20 protein-coding genes are annotated in these 25,385 nt (G+C 43.1%); 9 read left to right on the forward strand and 11 right to left on the reverse strand.

From position 1 onward, the window contains the following. Positions 1-14 precede the first annotated feature (14 nt). Positions 15-770 carry a TSUP family transporter gene (locus C8D84_RS09975; RefSeq protein ID WP_109591858.1) on the reverse strand — a complete coding sequence of 252 codons (756 nt, stop codon included), beginning with the start codon at positions 768-770 and terminating at the stop codon, positions 15-17. Between the two features lie 497 nt (positions 771-1,267). Here C8D84_RS09975 and nhaA point away from each other — a divergent pair, with 497 nt between their 5' ends. From nhaA to C8D84_RS09990, 3 genes are all read left to right on the forward strand, one after another. Then, complete coding sequence (nhaA, locus tag C8D84_RS09980) at positions 1,268-2,470, forward strand: Na+/H+ antiporter NhaA (protein ID WP_109591860.1); 1,203 nt, start codon at positions 1,268-1,270, stop codon at positions 2,468-2,470. A 125-nt stretch (positions 2,471-2,595) separates the two neighbouring features. Beyond that, positions 2,596-3,180 (forward strand): DUF2799 domain-containing protein, encoded by a 585-nt coding sequence (locus tag C8D84_RS09985; protein WP_109591862.1) that lies wholly within the window; start codon positions 2,596-2,598, stop codon positions 3,178-3,180. Between the two features lie 77 nt (positions 3,181-3,257). Continuing rightward, on the forward strand, positions 3,258-4,622 hold the full coding sequence (locus C8D84_RS09990; protein WP_109591864.1) for an oxygenase MpaB family protein: 1,365 nt from the start codon (positions 3,258-3,260) through the stop codon (positions 4,620-4,622). A 67-nt stretch (positions 4,623-4,689) separates the two neighbouring features. Here the strand turns inward: C8D84_RS09990 and C8D84_RS09995 are convergent, their stop codons facing one another. Further along, positions 4,690-5,424 (reverse strand): NUDIX hydrolase, encoded by a 735-nt coding sequence (locus tag C8D84_RS09995; RefSeq protein WP_109591867.1) that lies wholly within the window; start codon positions 5,422-5,424, stop codon positions 4,690-4,692. Between the two features lie 33 nt (positions 5,425-5,457). Between C8D84_RS09995 and C8D84_RS10000 the strand changes: the two genes are divergently transcribed. From C8D84_RS10000 to C8D84_RS10010, 3 genes are all read left to right on the forward strand, one after another. Then, positions 5,458-5,682, forward strand: a complete 225-nt coding sequence (locus C8D84_RS10000; RefSeq protein ID WP_228244536.1) for an HPP family protein — start codon at positions 5,458-5,460, stop codon at positions 5,680-5,682. Between the two features lie 333 nt (positions 5,683-6,015). Beyond that, entirely contained in the window at positions 6,016-6,579 is a 564-nt protein-coding gene (locus tag C8D84_RS10005; RefSeq protein WP_045453478.1) for an NUDIX hydrolase, read from the forward strand. Positions 6,580-6,755: 176 nt separating this feature from the next. Continuing rightward, a complete protein-coding gene (locus C8D84_RS10010; RefSeq protein WP_109591871.1) occupies positions 6,756-8,084 on the forward strand; it encodes a serine hydrolase domain-containing protein in 1,329 nt (442 codons plus the stop codon). Between the two features lie 131 nt (positions 8,085-8,215). Here C8D84_RS10010 and C8D84_RS10015 read toward each other — a convergent pair whose 3' ends face one another. Continuing rightward, positions 8,216-11,293, reverse strand: coding sequence for an insulinase family protein (locus tag C8D84_RS10015; protein WP_109591873.1), 3,078 nt, complete (start codon positions 11,291-11,293; stop codon positions 8,216-8,218). Between the two features lie 437 nt (positions 11,294-11,730). Between C8D84_RS10015 and C8D84_RS10020 the strand changes: the two genes are divergently transcribed. Then, a complete protein-coding gene (locus tag C8D84_RS10020) occupies positions 11,731-12,192 on the forward strand; it encodes a universal stress protein (protein ID WP_087813544.1) in 462 nt (153 codons plus the stop codon). A gap of 134 nt (positions 12,193-12,326) precedes the next feature. On the opposite strand, the gene C8D84_RS10025 is transcribed toward C8D84_RS10020, so the two are convergent. Next, positions 12,327-13,262 carry a LysR substrate-binding domain-containing protein gene (locus tag C8D84_RS10025; RefSeq protein ID WP_109591875.1) on the reverse strand — a complete coding sequence of 312 codons (936 nt, stop codon included), beginning with the start codon at positions 13,260-13,262 and terminating at the stop codon, positions 12,327-12,329. A gap of 233 nt (positions 13,263-13,495) precedes the next feature. On the opposite strand from C8D84_RS10025, the gene C8D84_RS10030 reads away from it, so the two are divergent. Beyond that, positions 13,496-14,578: a YeiH family protein gene (locus tag C8D84_RS10030; RefSeq protein ID WP_109591877.1), complete on the forward strand. Its 1,083-nt coding sequence runs from the start codon at positions 13,496-13,498 to the stop codon at positions 14,576-14,578. Between the two features lie 180 nt (positions 14,579-14,758). Here the strand turns inward: C8D84_RS10030 and C8D84_RS10035 are convergent, their stop codons facing one another. From C8D84_RS10035 to C8D84_RS10055, 5 genes are all read right to left on the reverse strand, one after another. After that, positions 14,759-14,968, reverse strand: coding sequence for a cold-shock protein (locus C8D84_RS10035; RefSeq protein WP_045453470.1), 210 nt, complete (start codon positions 14,966-14,968; stop codon positions 14,759-14,761). 244 nt (positions 14,969-15,212) lie between these two features. Then, complete coding sequence (locus tag C8D84_RS10040) at positions 15,213-15,635, reverse strand: YbaN family protein (protein ID WP_087813547.1); 423 nt, start codon at positions 15,633-15,635, stop codon at positions 15,213-15,215. 296 nt (positions 15,636-15,931) lie between these two features. Beyond that, on the reverse strand, positions 15,932-17,227 hold the full coding sequence (locus tag C8D84_RS10045; protein WP_109591879.1) for a VWA domain-containing protein: 1,296 nt from the start codon (positions 17,225-17,227) through the stop codon (positions 15,932-15,934). An 8-nt stretch (positions 17,228-17,235) separates the two neighbouring features. Then, positions 17,236-19,152, reverse strand: coding sequence for a hypothetical protein (locus C8D84_RS10050; protein WP_109591881.1), 1,917 nt, complete (start codon positions 19,150-19,152; stop codon positions 17,236-17,238). 227 nt (positions 19,153-19,379) lie between these two features. Beyond that, on the reverse strand, positions 19,380-22,313 hold the full coding sequence (locus tag C8D84_RS10055) for a valine--tRNA ligase (protein WP_109591882.1): 2,934 nt from the start codon (positions 22,311-22,313) through the stop codon (positions 19,380-19,382). A 317-nt stretch (positions 22,314-22,630) separates the two neighbouring features. Here C8D84_RS10055 and C8D84_RS10060 point away from each other — a divergent pair, with 317 nt between their 5' ends. After that, on the forward strand, positions 22,631-23,734 hold the full coding sequence (locus C8D84_RS10060; RefSeq protein WP_109591883.1) for a formate/nitrite transporter family protein: 1,104 nt from the start codon (positions 22,631-22,633) through the stop codon (positions 23,732-23,734). 113 nt (positions 23,735-23,847) lie between these two features. On the opposite strand, the gene C8D84_RS10065 is transcribed toward C8D84_RS10060, so the two are convergent. Together C8D84_RS10065 and C8D84_RS10070 are read right to left on the reverse strand one after the other, a co-directional pair. After that, on the reverse strand, positions 23,848-24,771 hold the full coding sequence (locus C8D84_RS10065) for a bile acid:sodium symporter family protein (RefSeq protein ID WP_109591884.1): 924 nt from the start codon (positions 24,769-24,771) through the stop codon (positions 23,848-23,850). A gap of 289 nt (positions 24,772-25,060) precedes the next feature. Then, on the reverse strand, positions 25,061-25,270 hold the full coding sequence (locus tag C8D84_RS10070; protein ID WP_109591885.1) for a hypothetical protein: 210 nt from the start codon (positions 25,268-25,270) through the stop codon (positions 25,061-25,063). Positions 25,271-25,385 lie beyond the last annotated feature (115 nt).

A 25,385-nucleotide genomic window follows, 5' to 3' on the forward strand; every position in this document is an offset into this window, starting at 1 on the left:
TTGATGAAAATCAATCAACCAAAAACGTATTTGGTTACCATCGCCAAGCATACCACTACAATCATCGGACGAATCAGCTTACTACCGCCCTTGACCACCATATGAGAGCCAAAATACGCGCCTATTGTTTGTCCCACCATCATGGCAAGCCCTACCTTCCACAAGACATTACCACCCAAAATAAAGAATATTAACGAGCCAATATTGGTCGATAAATTCAATACCTTTGCTGCGCCTGTCGCTTCGATGATTTGCCGACCGCGCAACGCCACGTTGCCGAGCGCAAAAAACATCCCTGTGCCTGGTCCAATATAACCATCATAAAAACCAATTAATGGTGCAACCACTTTTTGCCATTTGCCTTCTGAGATACGCGGCGCAGCTTCTACTTCGCCAAGTCGAGGCGCAAACAAAGTATAAATCCCGATAGCCGCAATCAAAAACGGAATCAGTGTCTCAAGCAGATCCGGCGGCGACATCTGTACAGCAATAGTGCCGAGAACAGAACCGATAAAGGCGCCAATAATAGCTACTTTGATACGTTGCGGTTTGACCACCCCTTTTCTAATCATCGTAATAGAGGCTGCTAGCGCACCTGAAGCGGCTTGTAGCTTATTGGTACCGAGCGTTAGCACTGGTGGGATATTGGCAAGTAACATAGCAGGGATGGTCAATAAACCGCCACCACCAGCGATGGCATCAATAAAGCCTGCCAACGCTGCCACAGCGGTGAGCATTAATATAACCTCTAACGAAAGCGATAAGTCCATGACGCTGACCTGTAAATTTTATGATGGAAAATGAGTAAGTCCTAAAAACTGGCTTTAAGAACTGGAAATAAAATATTAGTAGCAATGTTGCTATCAAATTTGCTATTCATTAGCTGATAGTACTGCTGATATGTATTAAAGCTGTGACAGAACATCACAAAATGCCAATCATTATAAAGATAAAACGCTAAAAAAAGCCAAAAACGTAAAAAAGTCTGCTAGATTTGTCTAACGGCTTAATAAGTATCTAAAATAAACAGCGATTGATTAAAAGTATGTAACGACTTATCACGCTTTTGTCTGCTCTATCGACTTTATAATATCGCTATTATTAATGTGACAAGCGGCACTTATAACTTTTGGTTGACGTATTTTGTTGTCTATATCAATAAGAGTATGAGAAACTGTTGCTGTCTATCATGTCTTTATGAGTCGTGTCATAGATATTTGAGGTTATTGGATTAATTTGTAATTCGTGTTTAGCAAATGAGGATGATATGGCAATACGCAGGATTAAAGCATTTTTTGAATTTGAGGCAGCGGGCGGTATCGTCCTAGCATTGGCTGCCATTGCTGCAATGATTATTGCCAACTCCCCTCTCAATGTGTGGTATGAGGGCTTTATTCACGCACCCGTTGCCATTCAAATCGGTGAGTTTGCTATCGCTAAAGACGCTCATCACTGGATCAATGACGGTTTGATGGCGATTTTCTTTTTCTTAGTGGGACTTGAGCTAAAGCGTGAAGTGTTGATCGGTGAGCTGTCTAACGTTAAGCAAATCATCCTGCCAGCTGGTGCGGCGCTCGGTGGCATGATTATGCCAGCGATTGTCTATCTGCTCTTTAACTATAACGAGCCTGAGTTTTGGAAAGGATGGGCGATTCCAGCGGCGACTGATATTGCTTTTGCCCTAGGTATTTTGAGTTTGTTAGGCAACCGCGTTCCCAACTCTTTAAAAGTATTTTTAGTATCGATTGCTATTTTTGATGATATTGGCGCCATTTTAATCATCGCTTTATTTTATACCAGTGATTTGTCATTAGAGTCATTGGCAGTGGCAGGTCTATGTCTGCCGTTCTTATACCTTCTCAATCGTCGCAACGTCACCAGCATCACGCCTTATCTGCTGATCGGTGTGATCATGTGGATTGCGGTACTCAAATCTGGCATCCACGCCACCTTGGCTGGCGTGGTCTTAGCACTATTTATTCCTATGTTTGACCGTACTGATCCTGAGCACTCACCACTAGAAGAGCTAGAGCACGATCTACATAACACCGTTGCCTTCGGTATCTTGCCATTATTCGCATTTGCCAACTCAGGCATATCCCTCAAAGGTGCAGGCTTCGCTGAGCTGTTCCATTCGGTACCGCTTGGTATTGCGGCTGGTCTATTCATCGGTAAGCAAATTGGTGTAATGGTTATGTGCTGGTTAATCTTTAAGCTTGGTATCTCAACCATGCCAAGAGGCATGAATTATAAGCAGATTTACGGTGCAGCCTTACTCTGTGGTGTTGGTTTTACCATGAGTCTGTTCATTGGCGGTCTGGCATTTGCTGGTGAAACAGCCTTATTTGATGAGCGCTTAGGCATTATTATGGGCTCAATCGTCTCTGGTATCGCAGGTTACCTCATGCTCAAAGTCAGCTTAAAAGACAATGTAAGCGGCACCTCAGTCGATCTGACTCGCCCTCATTAATAAGAAGATAAGCCACTTAAAGGCGATTTAGCTTATCGGTGGCTTATTATTTTATAGTTCATGTACTTTGGCAGCCGAGCATGGTTCATTAAAAGTATTTTTCATTAGCCTTAGAAGAGAGAATCATGCGACAGTTTGTACTGCGGCCTTCGTTAAGCTTAGCGCTCCTTGGTAGCATTGTTTTACTATCAAGCTGTGCCACGCTCTCTAAGCAGGAGTGCCTCGTTGGTGACTGGCAGGCTATTGGCTACAACGATGGCGTGGCAGGTTACCAATCAGACCGCCTCGCTTCACATGCCAAAGCCTGTGCCAAGGCCAGTGTTGCCCCCAACTATCTGGCATGGGAGCGCGGTCGCCAGCTGGGGCTTAAGCAATACTGCACGACCAGTAATGCTTACAATGTCGGTCGGCGCGGACGTCAGCTCAATAATGTCTGCCCCTTAACCTTGGCGAATACACTGCAAACTGCTAATCAAAAAGGCTTAGACTATTACGCCTTAGACAGTCAGTTAGACAAAGACAAGCGCCTCATAGAAACCTACCAAGAAGAATTTGATAAGCTAGAAAGTGGGGCGATGTTAAACTTTGCTAATGAAAAAGAAGCACGCGCGCGTCTACTGTCATTAGCCGACGAGCTGCGTAAAGCCAAACGCCGTATGAACACCACGCAAAGACAATTAGAAGCTCTAAACCAGTCAAATAGCTATTAATACTATTGGCCTTGTGAAATGATCTAATAGGAAAATATTTGGTAAGAAAGCATTTGGTAAAGAGGCATTTAATAAATATGGATTCAATCAACATAACTGATAAACAGACGGCTGATACTTTGAATCACCAACAACCCTTAATAAAACCTTATCAGCGTCACGGACGGACGACCGCGATTGATGACCATAGCGACTTGCAAGTATTAAAGCGCATCAAGCGTTATTTATTGCCAAAAGACTTCGTTATCTCGCAAGATTTATTAAATGAAATAGTCGCGGGCTACGATATTGGCGATTCACTGGCAGATACGTTGGCCGCTGACGGCATTCGTTTTGCCAAGCCCCTACAGCAATTTATTATTAGTGATAGCAGCAATAACTTCGACGCGGATCTCGCAAATAATTCTGCATTTAACGCCTTAGCTGAACAATTTAGCCATCATCCCACTTGGTTCGATCCCAAGCTTGCCCAAATCGGTGCGGTTGCCTATCGACGCTATCCGCTGATGCTGATTTGGCTACTACGTAATGTCGCCTTGATGGCAGGCTACAGCATTCCTGCCCTCTCCCTGCCGCTCATTCAGACAGGCGCATTGATGCACGATGCCTTGCCCCGCCTGATGCGTACGTATGCCTATATCTTAGCCGTCTCTGAACATCCCCCATTACATAAGCCAAATACAAGCGCCCATAATCAACGTCAGTCTATCGAGCAAGTATTGGCGATTGGCTCAGAAGGTTGGCGGCAATCAATCAAGGTGCGGCAAATTCATACCCTAGTACGGCAAAACTTGCTCAAAGGTAAAGGCAATGCTGCTAAAGGCGTCATACCAGATGCCGACCAACATCACAACCCAGATGGCAGCTGGAATACTGATTATTGGGGTCTTCCTATCAATCAAACCGATATGATTGCTACTCATTTGCAGTTTTCATTATTGATTATGCGCGGGTTACGGCTGCTTGGCGCACGCATCAGCACTGAAGAAGCGGCAGGTATTCTGCATCTATGGAATCTTGCCAGTTATTGGATGGGGGTTGACTTAGATCGCCTGCCAAAAGATGAAACCGCCTGTTGGGAATGGCTCTATACCTATTTGTCAATTCAGCAACTTGATTTTAAAATGGGGCAACCATTAGCCAAGGCTCTGCATGATTTGCCACGTCAGCTGATGGGCGAAGACAATCGGCGGGGGCGTTTCGTTGAGATGGTCAATGCTAGCGTGACCCGTACTTTGGTCGGCGATGATATCGGCGATGGGCTAGATTTACCAAAATCAAAAATCCGCTTTGGTGTCTTATCATCGGTGCCGCTTCTCTTTGCCCTTGATACGGCACGTCAGCACAATCAAAGTGTGGCTGAAAAACTAGAAGCCTTCCGTGCCAAACGCCAAGATAATATGAACTGGTGGCTAAAGAAAAATGACGAATATTATAAGTAAGCAATTATAAATAAAGCATAGTAGATAAAAGAAAAGGATAATGATTAGATGTCAGTCGCCTTACGGATTAATTTCGCGTATTTTGGATACGATAATACCACTCAAGCTGGCGATCAAAGCCTGTTTCTAACAGACTGGCAATGACTCGTCCTGTCAGACCCCAAACCGTTTCACCATCCACTTGCCAGCTAGGCGTGAGAATGGTCGCGATCTTATCTTGCATTGCATATTCTACCGCATACTCGACAGTAGGCTGAGTCAGCAAGGTTTCAAAATCTGCCCAAAAGATGCGCGAGATTTCGCCAAGCTCAGGGACCAATAATAAATCAGGCGCAATCAGCGCCACAATAGGACGCACACTCATACCGCTTTTGGAGGTTTGAATGGGCAATTGACCAATTAGCTGGACTTTATTAGGTGGTAGTGCGGTCTCTTCACAGGCTTCACGCAAAGCGGTGACGACATTATTACCGTCGCCTGCGTCATGTTTACCACCAACGCAAGAGACCTCGCCAGCATGGCTGTTCATGTGCGCAGCGCGGCGTGTCAGTAGCAGTTTGGGATGGCGTTCATGGGTAATGGCAACCAATACCGAGGCATCGGCAATGGGTGTTTGATACAAGCTATCTAGAATGCGAGTGCTACGAGAAGTGCTAGCCTCATACAACGCAGGACTGGTGACGGCATTTAAGGTCTCATGCTGCACCCGTTCCGCCAGCGTTCTAATAGTGGGATAACGAATAAAGTCCGGCACAGCGACTGAAAATTCATCAAAACGTAGCGACTGCGGGGGAAGTAACATGATTATTGCCCTATATTTTTATTAGAATTAAGCATCGGATGGTGGAGCTTATCTCTCGCAATGTGTACAACGCTTGCGCCAGTGTTATTGCTACGCATATCGCATCTATATGCTGGCCTCCATTCATTCATCGTCATGCTTGGCGACGTAAAGTGGCATTTTTTAATACCCCCTACTCTGATAAATGCGCGCGCTTTGCTGGTTGCCCTTATTTACAACGACACCAGTCGCGGCAGCCATTACTCTCGTTATTGGTAAAGCTATCATTCAATAGTTAGCGTGAGTCTAGCCTAGCGCAATCTTATCGTGACTGCATATACTTTATGTGACTGTCCTGCTCTGCCTGCTGATGCATTCATTAATAGCAACCGTAGCCGTAAGCAGTTGCGCAAACCTGTGTGCTTGTTATTATCACTGCCAGTGTGATGAGAATTTGTGTTATCTTAGGATTAGCAGCTATGATCACATAACATCTGATAAGCTAAAGTCATACTATTTTATAAAATAAGAATCATAATTCTTCAAAGAACGACAACCCTTTTTCTCATTTCTATTTATCATATATATTTATCATTAAATAAGGCAGTTGATATGCGCTATTGTTTACAATGCGGTCATGAAGCGGAACGCAAAATACCAGCCACGGATAATATCCCACGCTTGGTATGCCCCAATTGCCACTATATTCACTATGAAAATCCAAAAGTGATTTGTGGCTCACTCGTTGTGCATAAGCATCGGGTACTGCTATGTCGCCGCGCGATCGAGCCACAGTATGGCTTATGGACACTGCCAGCTGGCTTTATGGAAAATGGCGAAACCATGGCAGAAGGGGCCGCTCGTGAAAGCTTTGAAGAAGCAGAAGCGGTCGTCATCAATCCGCATTTATATTGCTTATATGATATTCCTGATATCGGGCAAATCTATAGCATCTATATCACTGAGCTAAAAGACGGCGCTTATGGCATCGGCTCTGAAAGTCTTGATTGTGCATTATTTACCGAAGAAGACATTCCATGGGACAAACTTGCCTTTGAAGCGGTACGTCGCACCCTAAAAAGTTACTTTGCTGACCGCAAGCAATACGATAACCATGAAAATTTCCCTATTCATCAGGATATCATCGGTAAAGACCAAGCGATCAAGCGCTACTAGCCCTAAGCATATAAAGAATAGAGTTATCAAAAATAACCTTATAAAAAATCGACTGCTTTACAAAAGTGGTTGGTAAAAACCATTGATAAGTCTTATGCTAAGTTTTGAATATAGCCACTTATCAATGGTTTTTTATTGTCTGAAGTTAATCGTTTAAGCCGACTTGCGAGAATATTATGCTGACTTTATTGCAACGCTCTTTACCGCTACTACCACTGACCATCGCCATGACTCTAACCAGTATAAGTATCACCAGCCATGCGGAAGATGCACGGTTAACCGCCAAACAATCCGACCCACAAACGCTTGGCTGGATGCAAGGTTTTCCGCCGCCTGCCGATAAACTGATTACTCAACCTTCCTCTAATTTTTTTAGTTTTCCCAAGCTGCGTTGGACGGTCTGTCATATCCGTGAATTGATGCCCACTACTGACGTCAGTCGCGGTATCGGCGCGCCTTCTAAGCTCAGCTATGCGTTAGATAAAAACATCGATGCCATCACCTTTATGCCTACTAACAGTAAGCGCCTAATGACGTGGAAGCAATCACTGGATGCCAATTATACTGACGGCATTATGGTCATGCATCATGGCAAGGTAGTATACGAGCGCCAAAACGGCTGCCTCAATGAACTGGGCAATCATGCGGCGATGTCGATGACCAAATCAATGACTGGGCTGTTAGCAGAAATCCTCGTGACCGAAGGTAAGCTTGACGATAAAGCCTTGGTAGCGTCTATCATTCCAGAGCTCAAAAACAGTGGTTTTGGTGATGCAACCGTACGCCAAGTCATGGATATGACCACAGCGCTCGATTATAGTGAAGACTATGCCGATCCTAATGCCGATATCTGGAAGTATTCAGAAGCGGCAAGCCCACTACCAAAACCGAAAGACTATAAAGGACCCAATGGTTACTTTGAGTACCTGCAAACAGTTAAGAAGAATGGCGAACATGGGGAAGCTTTCAACTATCGAACCATTAATAGCGACGCCCTAGGTTGGATTATTTCGCGTACGACTGGTAAAGCGGTGAATGAATTACTCTCGGAACGCATCTGGCAAAAAATCGGTGCTGAACAAAGCGCCTATATGACGGTCGATGCTAAAGGTACGCCGTTTGCCGGCGGCGGTCTTAGTGCAGGTTTGCATGATATGGCACGCATTGGTAGCTTGATGCTCAATAAAGGCGAGATTAATGGTGAGCGCTTATTCCCAGCTGCGGTCGTTGATAATATCGAAGCGGGTGGCGATAAAGAGGCTTTTGCGAAAGCCGATTATAAGCAGCTGACTAACGGCAGCTACACAAGCATGTGGTGGTTATTTAATAACCCCACGCCCATCTATGCAGCACGCGGCGTCCACGGTCAAACTGTCTATGTGGATCCAGCAGCTGATATGGTCATCGTTCGTTTTGCGTCATATCCGGATGCTAGTAACGGTAAAATCGACCCTACCTCGCTACCAGCTTATAAAGCGGTGGCAAATTACTTAATCAAAAAGTAAGCCTTTAAAAAACCAGTCTCTAAGAAATAGCGCTTTAAAAGACTCACCCAAAATAAAAACCGCCGCTTTCAATATAAATACTGAAAGCGGCGGTTTTTTTATAACAATTAAATCAGTAGACTTGAAGAAGATTAACTTTTAATTTTACAAACGTTAAAGCCCAATTCTTTTACCGCTACTTCTTTATCATAAGGCGCGAGTACTGCCCGTACGTGCTTTTGTCCTTGTAGATATTGCTTAGCAACACGCTGCAAGTCTGCCACGGTCACGGCTAAGATTGCCGCGCGCATTTTACGCTGCCACTCTACACCGCGATGATGCAAATCTGCAAAGCAGGCTTTAACCGCCTCTCCTGCTGGAGAGCCTGGCTTATCCATTCCTGAGATAATACCTAAGATGGCCTCTTCTAACTGCTCGTCCGTTTGCGGCTCATTAAATAGCCACTCGATACTGGCATCGAAGTGCGCAAAGGTCTCAGCGCACTGCGGATCACGGTAGCTAAAGAACTTAAAGGCACAGGCATTAGCATCGTAGCCCGCACCGCCGCCATAAGCACCGCCGCGCTCACGAATAGCGCTATGCAGATAACCATTGCGTAGATAAGGCGCGAGTACCATTAAGGCTGCCGTATCTGGATGATCAGCCGCTGGCACGGTATAAGCACTGGCATTATGATAAACGTTGGTTGGCACTAGCCACGCCAAGTCTTCAACATCGAGCACCACATCACTTTCTAGCGCTTCGACCGCGTCTTTATCACCATTTAACGCCGCATCAAGTTGCAATTCGGCAAACTCGCTTGGAATATTGGCGTCGATACTCGCATCGGTATTTTTTAACTGCGCTGCAATCTTTGGCGCTTGACTGTCTTTCCAGCTATCAACGATTAAATTGCTTAAGCGTTCAGTTTGCTCCGCTTCGCAGATGATGACGGCATGCTTAGGTAAACTGATTAGACGTTGATGTAAGTCCATCAAACTGGTTGCTAGTTTATCCCACTGTGCATCATCGCTACTGGCATGAGTTAAGAAGTCTTTTAGCGCGTTCAATGCTGGCAGACCACTGCGTACATATTCTAATTGCGCTTGGCGACTCATGCCGCGACTGGCGGTTTGCATCGCATAAGAATGCCCTGAACCAGCAAGGTTTGACTGCCAGCCTGCTTGACGCTGCTGCAAGATTTCTTTGATACGGTCATGCTCACTAAAGATACTGTGTTCCATGACTTCTTTGAGCAAATCAATCGCTTCAGGTTTACGATTCAGCGCGCGCGTTGCCACCACAAAGTAGCTGCTAATCGCTTGGCTGTCATCGACATTGGTACGTTGGCTAATTCTAGCAGTCACCCCTGATGAATGCGCCGCTTGTTTAGCCTGCATTTCATGGGCACTTAGAGAATCTGTACCTAGCTCTGATAACAAGCTTAAATAGATAGGCAATAACGGATGATTAATGACTTCATTAACGGGTAGCTCGCTTGTATCCTCATTACCAATCGCATCAGTCAACGGTACAATTATTTGATAATAATATAAGCCATTGGTGCCCGCTTCATATTCAAATAAGGTGCTTTCTTTACCACTTAAATTAATCTGCTTTTGCGTGCCTTGTTTAAAGCTGATATCGGTCGGTACGTCTTCTAAACCCACTTTTGGTAATAAGCTTAAATCATCAGGCGCTGCTTGGCGCGCTGCCAAATCAAGCGCTTGTTGTTTTAAGATAGCTTTATCATCAGCGGTCAAATCCATCTCGATGGTATCAAGACGGGTCTGCTCAGCTGCCGCCAAACGGGCAGTTTTTTCGCTGTCAGGCGTCATTGTGACGCGGACACGATGCTGATTATCAAGCAAATGCTGCTTGATTAAATTCGGTAACCATTGCGCATCTTTTACTTGCTCACGTAGCCATTTTAGGTGCTCATCAACTTCCCAGACATCGATAGGATTACCGTCATGAATAGCAGTACTAAAGCCTTCTAGCATGAGATTTAGACCATAGGGCATGCTATCGCCGCCGATATGGCGCTGATCAATCTCGATTTGATGCAAGATGGTTTCGATCGTTTCATCATCAATCGGCTTGCTCGCCACTTGTGTAAGCAAATCAATAATGCCTTGCTCTACCGCTTCGGCATGTTCAGGGTTTGAACCGCGCAGACCGGTATAAAAGACCATTTCATAATGACTGTCATCCAGCCCTAGTAGTGGACTTGGCGCTTTACCGAGTGGATGGCTATCTAGATACGCACGCAGCGGCGAACCAGCATGCTCAACCAACACGCCTTCTAATAAACGCAATGCCAAACGCTGCTTGGGATCAGTAATCGATGGTAATAACCACGCAATCACGTGATGGGTTTGGTCAGGACCTGCTTCGTCAGCCGTATAAGTATCAATTGCGCTAATCGGTGCAGACAAACGCTGCTCTGGACGTGAGACGTGTTTTTTACCTGCTTCAAACTGAATCAAGGCATCTTCATGGATTTTGGCTTGGGTTTCAGCGACTGGAATATTACCAAAGCTCATAATCACACTGTTTGACGGATGATAATGGCTCTGATGAAATTCAACCAGCTCAGTATGGGTCAAGTCAGGAATATCGGCAGGATCGCCGCCCGAATTATAGTGATACGTCGTCGTTGGGAATAAATGATGGGCGACCGTATGATACAACTGGTCAATCTCACCACTCATTGCGCCTTTCATTTCATTAAAAACGATACCCTTAAATTGCGGCTTGTCATTTTCGTCTAACTCAACACGGATGCCTTCTTGGGCAAAATCCAGCGGATGAATATTCGGAAAAAACGAGGCATCCAGATAAACGGCTAGCAAATTAAAGTAGTCATTTTTATTTTGCGTCGCATACGGATACGCCGTCCAATCGGCAGCGGTCATCGCATTCATAAACGTGTTTAATGAGCGTTTAATCATGGAGAAAAACGGGTCACGAACGGGGAACTTCTCAGAGCCACATAAAGCCACGTGCTCTAAAATATGCGCTTCGCCTTTTGAATCCATTGGCTGAGTTCGAAAGCCCACCAAAAAGGCATTTTCGTCACTCGGATGTGCCAAATGGTAATGCATCGCGCCTGTTTTGACGTGTTGGCTTATCAATACGTCCATCGATAATGCATCGATATGGCGGTGCTCAATCAGCTCAAAGGCAGGATGCAAAGTTAGATCAGTAGTAGATAATGTGTCGGTCATAATTTTCCTTATGGATTGCTCTAATTTTATTTAGAATAATATGCGATTAATGACTAAATCTAGCCAGTGGCGATAAAATAGAATCAGAGTAAACAATAGATAAATAGTGTATTTAGTACTTATCGTAGGGTGTTTTTTATATGATATTTATATAAAAATATTGTGAGTATTATTGTGATTAACTTATGAGTAATATTCAAATTTAATGGCATGTACCCGTGCATCATTTTAAATGACAGCAATGCACCGGTATAAATTAAAAAGAATTTGCCTAACGGAATTAGATGGGGTTCGCACCTTCATAAGTCAAGATACTGTAGTAATAAAGATGACCAATATGGCAGAATGTCGGATTTTCACAAAGCGAACTCAAAGCGTACTTAACAGCAGCCATCAGTAGTGCTATAGTTAAAATCATCTGTCACAAGGAGCCGCTCATGAGTTACGAACATATTTTATTGGTCACCGACTTAATGTCCGATGCTGATGTGGTCGCCCAAAAGGCCAAACGTATCGTCGAGAATCGTCCTAACGCCAAGTTATCGGTATTACATATCGTCAAAGATACCATGGTTGGTTTTGGCTATGAGCTGGTGCCAGCCTCCAGCTTATACGATGAGATTGACGATGAACGCTGTCAAGAAGCGCGTGCCAAACTGGCACAGTTTTTGGACCGTAATGACCTACATGCAGTGAATTCTGAAGTGACCACTGCCATCTCTAACAGTGAAGGCATCGTCAACTATTGCCACAAGCATGACGTTGATTTGCTGGTCATCGGTCGTCATGAACGCCATGGTATCGCAGCTTGGCTCAGTGGCGCGACGGCAGATAATATCTTGCCTAACGTCCCATGCGACAGCTTGGTCGTAAGACTGGATAAACCCGTTAATAAATAGTTTAAAAAAGACTTAACGCTGTATCTAAATTAGTTAAAGCTATCAAAAATAGCGCATCGGATAACTTTGCGCTTTTTTATTACTAATTAAAATAGTAAACATTCTTACCAATACCTCTATATTTACTACTAAAATTAATTTTCTGTCAAAATATCAATAAAGCTTTGCCAAATCGGGCTTTGATGGCGGGCTTTATGCCACACTAGCCACCAAGTTCGTGACAAATCGATGCCCGCGACTTTCACCTGTACCAGCGCTCCTGCTGTCAGCTCTGCCTGAATGACATGCTGTGATAAACAGCCAAGACCAATATCTGCACTCACCATATGCTTAATAGCTTCCGACTGCTGAATCGCCATCACGATTTCTGCATCAGGCAAATGCTTGAGCAGCTGCTCGTCGATAATTTGCCGTGTACCTGACCCTGCCTCTCGTACCAATAGCGGCAGCTTAGCCAGTTGTGCAATGCTAAGTTCGTAGCAATTATCCGCATCGTTATACGCTGCCATGTCTGTCAACCATTTGCTATCACGCTTGGTAAAGATCATCAAGGTATCTGTCCGCCACGCACGCTGCTCAATGACTTTCATATCTGTGGGGCGTGGCATACCCTCTACGAGCGCAATATCAATATTTAATTGCTCAACTTCGCTGACCACTTCTTGAGTATTGGCGATATACATATCGATATGGGCATCGGGTAGCGTCGCATATAGCTTGGCAAGCAGCGGCGGCAGCACATAATTTCCAATCGTGGTACTGGCACCGATATGAATCTGCCCTGCTTGATGCTTATGATAATGCTCTAGAGTTAAGGCCTGCCCTAGGATAGCTTGTGCCTGTATATAAATAGGATGGGCGTTGGGGTGCTGATTGAGCCTACGTCCGACCCGCTCAAACAGTGGCATTTGCAGCCTTGCTTCTAATTCTGTCAGCGCACTACTGACCGCCGACTGCGATAAATGCAGCGCTTCACTGGCACGGCTAGTACTACCCGTTTGATAAATACTGACAAACACCGATAATTGCTTGAGGGTAATCTTTGGTAATACCTGCATGGCTTTTTTCATAATTTCTCTGATACCCCATCTTATTGATACAATCTAAAAACCACCTGTTATTTTAAAAACCCTTTATTATCTAAAAAACCATCTTTTTAGCCCAAAGACTTTTATTAACCTAAAAAATCGATAGTTTTTATCCAATTAATCTGTTTTTATTATAGATTGGTCTGCCTTATAATGTCTATTCATAAGCTTATGCTTATTTCGATTATAGATAATACATAATAGGACAGTCAGTCATGTACGCCTTGACCCAATCAGTAAATAACTATCTCCCGCGCAGCCGCCATTTAGCAGGGCTTATCGTCGTGCTGATTGGCAGCTTATTTTGTTTGTGGCTCAATACTAGTGTAAACACATGGACAAATGGACGTATCGTTGGCTTATCTTCTCTCACTCTAGCCATTCTCCTTGGTATGGTATTGGGCAATACGGTCTATCCCAGCCTTGCTGAGCGCTTAAGTGTCGGCGTGGCATTTGCCAAAGGTCAAATATTGCGCCTCGCCATCATGTTTTATGGCTTTAAGCTGACCTTAACGCAAGTATCAAGTGTCGGACTGTCTGCGGTGATGAGCGATGCGTTGGTATTAACATCGACCTTTTTACTCACCTATTGGATAGGTACCCGATGGTTAAAAGTCGATAAACAAACGACGCTATTGATTGGGTCAGGCGCGAGTATTTGCGGTGCCGCCGCGGTGATTGCCGCCGAGCCAGTGGTCAAAGCGGAAGCCCACAAAGTCACTATTGCCGTGGCGACAGTGGTGGTCTTTGGTACGGTTGCGATGTTGCTCTATCCGTTTTTATACCATCTTGGTTGGTTGCAACCTTGGCTAAATGCTCAGCAGTACGGGATTTATACGGGTTCCACCATTCATGAAGTGGCGCAAGTCGTCGTCGCTGGTAACGCCGTCAGTCCCGAAGTGGGTGACACAGCGGTTGTCACCAAGATGATACGCGTCATGATGCTTGCCCCTTTTTTACTTATTTTATCGTTTGCCTTAACCAAAGGTAGCAGCGACAATGGTAAAAAACCATCGTTTATAAATCGCATTCAACAAGTCAAAGTGCCTTGGTTTGCCTTCATATTCATTGCCATCGTCTTACTGCACACTTGGGTGCCGATGAGCGCAAGCTTTGAGCGTAGCATGGTGATGCTAGACGATGTGCTGCTCACCATGGCGATGTTTGCGCTTGGTCTAACCACGCATTTGGGCGCTATTAAACAAGCTGGCGTTAAACCTCTTATCTTGGGGGCGATTATGTTTGCTTGGTTGATCGTTGGCGGTGGATTGATTAATATTGGTATCAGTTTTTTATAAGACGCTCATTCCTATGATAGCTTGTCCACTATAAGTTTATGCAGAATCAACGAAGCCTACGACTATTAACATAGTAAGTAGGCTTTTTTATAAGTAATCTACACCAAATTTTAGACGAAAAAAAGCGAACCCGAAGGTTCGCTTTTTTTTCATCTTGCTCTAAGTGTCTATAAAGACAAATTAGATAGCAACGATGTTATGGGCTTGTGGGCCTTTTTGACCTTGAGTTACAGTGAACTCAACTTCTTGGCCTTCAGCTAAAGTTTTGAAGCCTGAACCAGTGATTTCGCTGTAATGAGCAAAAACGTCTGCGCCAGTTTCTGGAGCGATAAAACCAAAGCCTTTAGCTTCGTTGAACCACTTAACTGTACCTTTTTGAACGTCTGACATAATATAATCCTACTTTTAAATTTATTAATGGCCTAGTGACCGATAACGCTTGCAAATAGCTACTGAACGATAAATATTAAAACGAAGGATTATAACTAATACTACGAGGTAATGATTTGGTGCAGAACTGCTCTTAAGCTTGGACGTATTATAGGGGGAACATCCTGATTTCGCAAGTCTTATCTTAGCTTTCATGTAACTAAAGCCCATTTATTACGATTTTTGACCTGAAAATCAACGCATTTTAGGCATTTGGCAGACGGAACAAATAGACCGCTACCCCAGTACAGACCACGGCTACCAGCCATGCCATCCATATCATATCGGCGGGAATATTAAAAAATAACATCGTTGTTGAAATAGTCATCATTATTGTCGCTAACCACTTAGCATAGAGTGGCACGGCATGATTATTTTCCCAATCGCGGACAAATTTCCCAAAGTATTTATGATTAATCAACCAGAAATGAAAGCGCCGCGAACTACGTGCCCAGCAACCTGCCGCTAGTAATATAAAAGGCGCAGTCGGCATGACTGGCAGTAACACGCCGATAATCCCTAATACAAAAAATAGCCAGCCCAGTATGACAAACGTCCAACGCACCGTTGGGCTGTTATGCTGATTGGTTTTGGGTCGATAATAAAAGGCTTTTTTGTGTTGGCTCATAAAAATACTGTCATTGAATGATATGGAGTGGCTAATATTTAATGAAGGTTAGACAGCTAAATTGTTAAACCGGATAATCATTTATAGAACTGCCTACCTATATAGGTAGCTAAGCATGCAATATCACTCAAAATGGTACAAGGCTATTTTTACGAGGTTTTTGCTATCAATAGGTATGTTTGGTTAGTGGTTGGGTAAGTGAGCTCACAGCCTTTGACTGAATTTTTAGCAATAAAAAACCGCTCATAGTCTAGCTATGAGCGTTTTTTAGTTTTAGTGACAAGTGTCTGATTGGTTTATTTCGCTATCAATCCTATCTCGCGTGCCTCTTTTAACCAGCTTGGAAACTCTTCTAACATGTTTTCATACAGGGCTTCTTCGCTGATATCATCCAAATCATCGAGTTCAAAAAAGTCGCAATTATCAATCACGCGCCCTGTCATGTCGTCTAGTTTTTTTAGGATGCCATAACCACGACCACCCAAGCCCACAAACTGCCAAAATATCGGCAGTTTCGCGGCTTCCGTCATGACTCTCGTGATACCGCGATTGTCATTCACCCCGCCATCACTGATAAATAGCACGTATACAGGCACATCTAAGCCGTCCTTTTGATAAAACTCCGTCACGGCTTTCATGACTTCTGCTTCGTTATTCACACGTGGGCCAAGTGCCCATTTGCGCCAGCCGCCATGAGCATTATCAATGAAACCGTCATAGTTGCTCAGCCCAATCTCACCCAAATACTGCGGATCTCGGGCGAATGCCCAGCAATCTAATGCTTGGTCGTCATCGAAGCTCACTGCCAATGGCAATAAGCGGTTGACCACCTCTTGTACGCGGCCTTTTTTGTACTGTCTGTTCATTGAACCTGAGGCATCTAGCACCAACGCCACTTTTGCAGTTAATTGCTGCAATTGGCGTTTCTCAAGCGATATCGTGGCTTTTTTGGCCAAATTGACCAGTTTTGGGGCTTTGTCTAGCATGACCTTCTCTAACGACGGTTTTGCTTGCACTGGCGTTGCGGTCGTCTCTGTTGCTGTCGAGCTGCCCTCTTCTACATCACCACCGAAATGCTGCACGATGGCGGCAAGTCCACCATTAAAGCCTTGCGCGACGTTAGATACCCGCCAAACGCCACTCTTACGATACAGCTGCATCAGCATACTGGCTTGCTGCTGGGCAAAGTCTGCTGCTTGATATTCTGCCTGTGCCTTTTGTGATTGCTGCCAAATGCCAATCTCTAACGATTGAATTTGATTGAGCGGTGTGTCGGCTGATAACACAAAAAACAAGCTGTCTATATTAGTTGCCAGTTTGGATAAATTCACTTCAAACTCGGCTTGGATGCCTTTATTCGCCGTTGGCTGTGATTCGTAATGGGTGAGCTTGATTTGCCCACAAGGTGAGGTCGGCTGATTGTAAAACACCATGTAATCATCGTTGATCAGTTTGCCCGCTGCATCTAAGGCAAAGCAGCTGATGTCCATCTCTATCGGGCTTTGGCGAGTGAATTTGAGTGTGATGGGTGCGGTATCGTCAATAGCAAAGTTACTTAGAGGCGCGCGTTGTCCGACAGTGAGATGGTTCATGGTGTTCCTTAACGTTGAGTGTGTCTTTTAACCGCTATGATTATCTGCCAAATTAATATTGCAAACCAGATATAGAAAAACAAGCTTATGAACTCAATTCCATTTCTATCTTTGATAAACACCCTAAAAGGAAGTATGTTTATTGCCAATTCGTTCCAAAATCCTGAAAAAATATCAAATCCTTCGCAGGATAAAAAATATTCATGACTTTCGAAATACCATTTACTCCATGAAGCATTGTTGAGCCAATCCCATGATGTAAAATACGGATTCTTTTTAAAATAATATTTGTTCCATAAAGTTATTACCGTATATACAACAACTGAGATAGTTAAAATAAAAATCGGTCTGAGGTAGTTCTCACCAAATTCAGAAATAAAATTATTAGCATTAAAAACCCATCTAGATCTTCTAGACTCTTTATATTTTTCGTTTTTTTTATATTTTATATCTCTGTCATTTTCTTTTATACTTTTAATATATTCAATTTCCTTGAGTTTTATTTCATCAAGTTCTTTCTTGTAAGCCTTCATTTCCTCAGCAAAGAATTTATTTGCCTCAAGCTTGTTTCCTACATCATCAAATGAGTTCTTAATAATTCTAAATGTTTCTCTATCAGTATACTCTGTATTGATTTTAGTGTTTAAAAAATTAGGTTCCTGTTTCAGATTTGCCCGTGAAAAACTCAAACCTGATTTAAAATGTGTGTCCCTAAAATTAGAGAAATCCTTAAAAGTCACATAAATAAAATCCGTTCTATTTTCTATAAGACTGTCACCAAAAATCACATACTCGAATGCAGCAAATTCTTCAAAAATACTTTTATAGAATTTAGCTTTTATAAACGAACTCTTATATACATCGAAAATACCCTTTATATTTGAATCCTCGAAATTAATATTTTTCACTATGCAATTTTTTAATTCAAACTTTTCATCAAACTTAGTCTCTTCAATTATTAGACTATTTATACTAAAAATTCCCTTAATTTCATTTGACAGGCCTTTATTGTAATTATCCATAATTTTTTTATTTTTTTCTATATAATCTATATCTATACCATTTATTTTAAAACTACTATCAAAATTACAATTTTTTATCGAAAGATCGTTGAAAGAGTAAATATTTTTATATTTACAAATCAAATCTTCATAACCATACTTACCATCAATAATTTTTATATATTCAAATATATCTGAAATAGTAATAAAATAACTTCTTACTTTAACATTATCAATATTTATATTTTTCTTAAAATCACAATTCCTAAATAGCCTATAATATATATAATTGATTTTTTTCTGCCCTATTATACTAACATCACTTTCAAATACACACTCTTTGTATTTATATTCATCTTCATTTGGTGAAGAAATGACAGGACTATAACCTATATCTTTTTTATCCTTAGTATAAAGGTACTCCGTATCTGCCTTTATCTCTATCTTTTCATAAAATATACAAGATGAATAAAAAATACAACTTTTATCAAAAGCTAAATTTTCTCTAAAAATACAGTTTTTGAAATAAACTTTTTGAAATTCTTTTATTATATAACCATTTATACTTTCAGGGAAAAAAATATCCTCTATAAGTAAATCACTATCATTAATAACGCTTTTAAGATCGTTATTATCCTTAAAACTACCAAAACGTAAACCCTCTAACCTAATACTAGATAAGGCAGTAGTCTTAATAAGTTTCTGATAGTCATTACTACTTTTAATAGAATTAATATTTTTTATTTTTTCAAATAAATAACCCATAAATAAATTATGAAACTCTGACAAATAACTATTTGTATTTTCAATTTTTTCATCCAGACAGTGTAATGCACAGGCACCAGTATTTTCAAAAACGGGATTTTTACACATTTCAAATTTACCACATTCTTTATGAGTTGGTTCTTTAGTAGACGATGACATATTTAAAAACCTATTAACATTAATATTATTTCTAATAAAATTAAAAAATTATTACTACAGAGCCAACCTATTTAAAATTCTGCAAGCTTCCTGAAAAGATAATACCATACAAATATCTAGCCATATGGTAAAACTAAAGGTTAAGTAAAGAACCAACCAGTAGACAATAAAAAACGCCATCACAATTGTGACAGCGTTCTTTATTACTATAGATATTTACGCTTTATTTACAACGCTTTCAACTGCTCCATCTGTGCCGTCATCGCGGTCAACTGCCCTTCTAGCTCAGCCAGTTTCGCTTTCTCAGCATCGACCACTTCCGCAGGAGCTTTACTGACAAAGCCTTCATTACCTAGCTTACGCGCGATACCTTCAGCTTGACCTTTCAACTTATCATATGACTTACCTAAACGTGCCAGCTCAGCCGTTGGATCGATCAGACCTTTCATCGGTACGAGTATGCGCAGCTGACCAACCATGCTTGATGATGAGAGTGGCACCTCATCGCCTTCTTTGACGATGGTTAAGCTCTCAACTTTGGCAAGCGCTTTGAACTGGTTTTTGATACGTGACAGACGCGCATCTTCATCAGCAGAGATATTTTGTAGTAGCACTGGCAGACGTACCGCATTACCCAGTTTCATCTCACCACGGATGTTACGCACGCTAGCGATTAGCTCTTGTAGCCACGCCATATCCGCCTCAACTTGCTCACTGATTTGTGCGTCGTCCGTTTTTGGATAGTCAGCGACCACGATGCTGTCGGTATTTTTGCGACCCAGTAGCGGTGCGACCGTCTGCCAGATTTGCTCGGTCAGATACGGCATGATTGGATGGCTAAAGCGTAGTGCCGTCTCTAGCACATGCAGTAGTACATAACGGATTTGCGCTTTACGTTCGTCAGATACCGAGTCATCATTTAGACTGGCTTTGGCAAGCTCAACGTACCAATCACAGTACTCATTCCAGATAAACTCATAGATATCTTGGCTGACCATATCGAGACGATACTGAGCGAAATGCTGATGGATGTCGGCAATGGTAGAGTTCAGGCGACTCATGATCCATTTTTCTGGCAATTCCCATACGTCAGGATTTGCCGCTTGGTCGATAGGCTTGGCATTGCCTTCGCTATCGACGCAGTTCATGAGTACAAAACGGCTGGCGTTCCAGATTTTATTACAGAAGTTACGATAGCCCTCGACACGCTTTAGATCAAAGTTGATATCGCGACCGGTACTGGCTAACGAGGTAAAAGTAAAGCGCAGTGCATCCGTACCAAAGGCTGGAATGCCTTCTGGAAACTCTTTCCGCGTTTGCTTTTCGATTTTAGCCGCGTCTTTTGGATTCATCATATTGCTGGTGCGTTTTTCTACCAATGCTTCCAGATCAATACCGTCGATGAGGTCAATCGGATCTAAGACGTTACCTTTCGATTTTGACATTTTTTGACCATTGCCATCACGCACCAGACCATGCACATAGACGGTCTTAAACGGTACTTGCGGCGTGCCGTCTTCGTTTTTCACGAAGTGCATGGTCATCATGATCATGCGGGCCACCCAAAAGAAAATAATGTCAAAACCTGTCACGAGCACGCTGGTTGGGTGAAAGGTGTCCATCACGCGTGGGTCGGCGTTGACGTCTGCCCAATCAAGCGTACTAAACGTCCATAGACCAGAGCTGAACCACGTATCAAGTACGTCATCATCTTGGCGCAAGATTACGTCATCGCCAAGGCTGTATTTACTACGCACTTCCGCTTCGTCACGGGCGACATAGACTTCACCAGTCGCATCGTCATACCATGCAGGGATACGATGTCCCCACCACAACTGACGGCTGATACACCAATCTTGTAGATCGGTCATCCATGACATATACATATTTTTGTACTGCGCAGGGACAAACTCAATGCTGCCGTCTTGTACCGCATCAATCGCAGGCTTGGCAAGCTCTTTAACAGCGACATACCACTGATCGGTCAACCACGGCTCAACGATCGTGCCGCCACGCTCAGCACGCGGAGCTTTGAGTGCGTAGTCTTCGATATCTTCTAGCCAGCCCTGCTCGCCTGCTTGCTCTACAAGGAACTTACGGGCTGCGAAGCGCTCAAGTCCAGCATACTCGCTAGGTGTGGTTTCTAATTCTGGCTCACGCGTTTGCAAGTCAGGATAAACTTCCATCGCTGGCAAAATATTGGCGCGCTCATCGAGGATGTTAATCAATGGCAAGCTATGACGACGACCCAACTCATAATCGTTGAAATCGTGCGCTGGGGTGATTTTTACGCAGCCCGTACCGAAGTCTTTTTCGACATAATCATCAGCGACGATAGGCACGACACGACCAGTAATTGGCAAGGTAATCGTTTTGCCAACCAAATGTGCATAACGCTCATCGCTAGGATTAACTGCAACAGCAGTATCACCAAGGAGTGTTTCAGGACGTGTGGTTGCTACCACTAGATAGTTTTTACCATCTTGAGTCAGCAGCTCTTTGTCCGTGAAATGATAACGGAAATGCCACAAGCTGCCTTTTTCATCATGGTTTTCTACTTCTAGATCAGACAGCGCGGTTTGGAACTTTGGATCCCAGTTGACCAAACGCTTACCACGATATATCAAACCATCATCGAATAGGCGTACGAACACTTCTTTTACCGCGTTAGACAGACCATCATCCATGGTAAAGCGCTCACGCGACCAATCAACCGAGCTGCCCAAACGGCGGATTTGGCTGGTGATATTGCCGCCCGACTCTTCTTTCCATTCCCACACTTTATCGACGAAATCTTCACGCGTCATGTCACGGCGCTTAATACCTTGCGCCTCCAAACGACGCTCAACGACCATTTGGGTCGCGATACCAGCATGATCCGTACCCGGTTGCCACAGCGTATTGTCACCATCCATGCGGTGATAACGCGTGAGCGCATCCATGATTGCGTTGTTAAAACCATGACCCATATGTAGCGAGCCAGTGACGTTCGGCGGTGGTAGTGCGATAGAGAACGACTCGTCTTTATCAAACGTCGGCTGAAAATAGCCGCTTTCTTCCCAGCCTTGATACATGCCTGCTTCAACTTCTGCAGGATTGTAAGCATTCTCTAACTGGCTTAGGGCCGCTTGAATAGATGTAGTGAGGTTGTGGTTACTCATAATGGCATTATCTTTTATTGATTGAATGTGATTAAAGCGAATATAAAAATTAGGAAAATCATGAATAGAGTGATTTTAACGCAGATGGCCAGATTTTGTTAGATGCTAAGGCAATTTATCAGACTTGCAGAGTGGCATTGCCCCATTAATAAGCGCAAAAGCCCATAAACGTCCCCAATCGAATGAGAATCCCACAAAATAAGTGCTAGTGATGTTATAAAATATGGGTCATGCTATGAGATATATTTTATAACATCACTAGCATATAAATGGCGTCTTTATCCTAAAATCATGATCTTATAAACAGCGAGCCGACCGTGTCCAAAGATACCGAGCACACCTATAACAATAGCAGCCACTCTCAAGCTGATGAATCTGACGCTAATGCAATAGACGATAAGCGCTTGATTGATGATAGCGCTTATCAACCATCTGTTACTGAAGATAAAGACGTTAGCAAGACTGCGATTCCAGATGATACCGAGGCGACAGAAAGTTTAGAAGACGAAGATTTCTCTGAAGATATGAGCGAAGCAGATAAGGAAACCATCAAAAAAGTCGCCAATGATGACAACTTGAGTCAAGCAAAGAGCTATGCCAGTATCTTGGTTGAGCAAGTGATGGATGCCAAAGAAACCTTTGAGCGTTCGCTTGGCTCGCTATTTACCAGTGCCTTTACCGCTGGGCTTGAGATTGGTATTAGCTTCTTTATGATTTTATCGGCTTTTGCGCTGTTGAGTGGCGTACTACCAAGCCAATATGCAATCGTGCTCGCCTCCCTACTTTATCCAATTGGATTTATCATCGTCGTCATTGGTCAGTCGCTATTATTCACCGAACAAACCTCATTATTAAGCCTACCTGTGCTTAACAAGATTGAACCGTTGCATAAATTACTACGCCTTTGGGGCATTGTCATCGCTGGCAACATCGTTGGCGGCTGTTTGTTTGCCGCATTGATGATAGGGTTGGGTTTAAATATGCAGCTGTTTAGCGTGAGCGACATCGACACTTATGCCGAACACATTTTAGGGTTTAGGTGGTGGGTCATATTTGGTAGTGCCATCTTGGCAGGCTGGATGATGGGCGTCACCGCTTGGCTTGTGACCTCAGCACGCGACACCCTTAGCCGCATCGTTTTGGTGACGCTTATTACTGGCAGTATTGGTTTTTTAGGATTGCATCACAGTATCGTGGGCAACATTGAGATTTTTTCTGCCTTGCTATACGGCAATACCGTCAGCTTGGGGCGTTATTTACTGTTTTTAGTAGTGATATTGGTGGGCAATACCGTCGGCGGCGTGGTGTTTGTGGCGGTACTCAAAAACCGTACCTTCTTATTTCAAATCGAAAAAGTAAAAGAACAAACGGCTAGTGAACAAGCGGAAGCTAGAAGCAGTATAAATACCCGCCGACCTTGACTTGATTGGTATTGGTTAATGCTAAATGCTAAATGCTAAATGCTATAAATAGATAATTCACCTATTACCCATAACAAGGTTCAATATTTAAACCTGTTACGGGTTTTCAGCATCTACAGCATACGCGCTGCCAACACGCTATTTTCTATTTCAGATTTTCTCAGCTTATCGTGTTGAGCGCTAAATATACGCACCAAAATCCCCGCGCTTAAGAACATCACCAAAGTATAAATGGCTGGCATCATCGACATGTCGTAGTTAGATAATAGTGTCAATGCCATAAATATCGACAAGGTACTATTCTGTAAACCGACTTCTAGCGTCACCGAGGTGCGTTGTGCTAAGTTGAGACCGAACCATTTACTACTATAATAACCGAGCGCCATGGTTGAGAGATTTAATAATACCGATACGGGACCCGTAGCGATAAAGGCGTCGACAATGATATCGCGTTGCACATAGCCCAAAAACAGCACTAAAAACGTTAAAAATATCACTCCAAATCGAGACACATAGACTTGTGAGCGATCGGCAACGGTTGGTGCATAGCGTTTAATCAGCATACCGACACTAATAGGCACTATCGTCAGTACCACCAAAGTCAGCATCGTTTTTACTACTGGTAACTCAAACTCACTACCGCTGCCCATAAAATAAATCAATGAAAAGCTCAGCACAATGGGAATGGTAAAGACGGTAATCACGCTCGCAATCGCGGTCATCGTCACCGACAGCGCCACATCGCCTTTGGCTAAATAGGTAAATAAGTTTGAGGTAGTGCCGCCCGGACACAATACGAGGAGCATAACCCCGACGGCATACTCTGGGCGTAATGGCATGATATTGGCTAACGCAAAGCCAATGATAGGTAACAGTATCAACTGATTGGTCAAGCCAATGCCGACTGCTTTTGGGTATTTTAAAACCCGTTTAAAATCGTTGGTGACGAGGGTCAGACCCATGCCCATCATGATTAAAAACAGACAAATAGGAATGATAACTGAATTGACTAACGTGACTATGGCAAGACCTTCCATAACTACATCCTTGTAGATAAGAGCTGTTTATAGGTTCATTTTATAGATGAATTTTATAGACCGAGTATGCTGATTAACTGACGCCTGATTAGCAATCCTTGCTAAGGTGTGTCCTCATAATCAATAGCCGTTAAACACCGACAATCAATTAAAAAACAGCAAAAAATAAGACGCGATGAAAGCAAGTATATAGGGGTAAAGTCGCCCTTATTTGCTTTATTCAACGACTCATCAGTCAAATATGGTTTTTGGGTTTAGAAAACAATGAAATATCATTGAACAGCAACCTTCAATCACCACCACCTGAATCACCACCACCTGAATCACTGCTACTTGAGTCGCTGCTGCTTGAATCACTACCATCGCTATCGTCAAGATTATCCTGATCCCAAGAAGAATCCAAAGAAACTGGCGAATTGTCGCTACTTCCAAACCAACTGGCGACTTTTATGACGATATAAAGGATTATAAATCCAGCGATAATCTGTAGAAGAAGCATGGTTTATTCTTTATAAATAACAGGTGAGGTAAGTAAGAAACGGTATAGATGAGGGACAATCAAAACGCATGACTAGCATTCAATCATAGATATTGATTATATTAATTCTGAGTGA

Origin of the sequence: Psychrobacter immobilis (genome assembly GCF_003148585.1) — a bacterium.
GTDB lineage: Bacteria > Pseudomonadota > Gammaproteobacteria > Pseudomonadales > Moraxellaceae > Psychrobacter > Psychrobacter immobilis.